The organism is Moorena sp. SIO4A1 (genome assembly GCF_010672065.1).
GTDB lineage: Bacteria > Cyanobacteriota > Cyanobacteriia > Cyanobacteriales > Coleofasciculaceae > Moorena.
Map to the genome: position 1 here is coordinate 1 of NZ_JAAHHX010001082.1, position 1,015 is coordinate 1,015.

The window sequence follows — 1,015 nt, forward strand, 5'->3', positions numbered from 1 at the left end:
TAGGCAGAGTAAGGACAATGAATCAGCTTTAATATCGATCTTGCTCCTCCTACAAAAAAGCTCATCAAAGTTACTTATCATTTAGCAAAACTATAATAATACCCATCCTGGCGATGGACACATTGAATGTAGTTCCGAGATGCGCTGTTGACCTTGTTGGACGAATCCTGATCAGCCCCGATTAGATCAAAATTTCCTTTGGCTCTGACGGTCTTGATGCGAACCCCTTTTAATCCAGCATTCTTCCCAGCTACCACATTAACGATATCCCCGGTTTTCCATCCCTTGACAGGATGCTTGGGTTTGTACCCTTTGCGAGGAAAGCCGTATTTGTCCATCTGTATTACCTGACGACAACCGTGACCCATCGCTTTGATTAAAAGAGGCTGTCTGGTGACAATCTTCAATGTGGCCACTTCGCCGACACAGGCGGCATCCACCCAATGACCCTTGGGTAATCCCAGCTTGATACGGTTGTACTTGGTTCTGCCACCAGTTCCTACTGCTACGGACAATCCAGTTTCTTTCAAACTTTGGTAAAGTTGCCAACGGGTGGAGTTGACCGCCGCCGCATCTAATAGTGGTTGCTTTGCTCTACCTAAAATCCGCTTTAGGACATCGGGTTTCCCCGATAAAAAATCCCGAGCATCAAGATTTCCTTTGGCCTGATTACACCGATGGCAGGCTAGGGTGAGGTTATTGACACGATTCGTTCCCCCCTTGGATTTTGGGATTATGTGTTCCACCTCTAGCTTGACAGACTTCGCCCCACAGTAGACACATTGGCGACCCCATTTCTGATACAAGTACTCCCGCACTTCATAGCCCATCAGCTCCCCCTGTTGGTACTCTATGCCAGATATTTCCGGATTTTGGAGCTTTTGGGTATCAAAGCGGACTAGCTCCTGGGATATCGAACCAATGGCAGTGAGTTTCATCAATCTCAGCACCCAGGTCATAGTGGTTGCCACTCTGTGTTGTAGGCTCGGAGCCAACCAACCTTCTGGGCGTTTCC

At 47.9% G+C, this 1,015-nt stretch carries 1 protein-coding gene; it reads right to left on the minus strand.

Annotated elements, in window-relative coordinates:
- Window positions 1-77 precede the first annotated feature (77 nt).
- Window positions 78-1,015, minus strand: a 938-nt coding sequence (gene iscB, locus F6K53_RS45430; protein ID WP_293087801.1) for an RNA-guided endonuclease IscB, incomplete at its 5' end; no start/stop codon positions are given.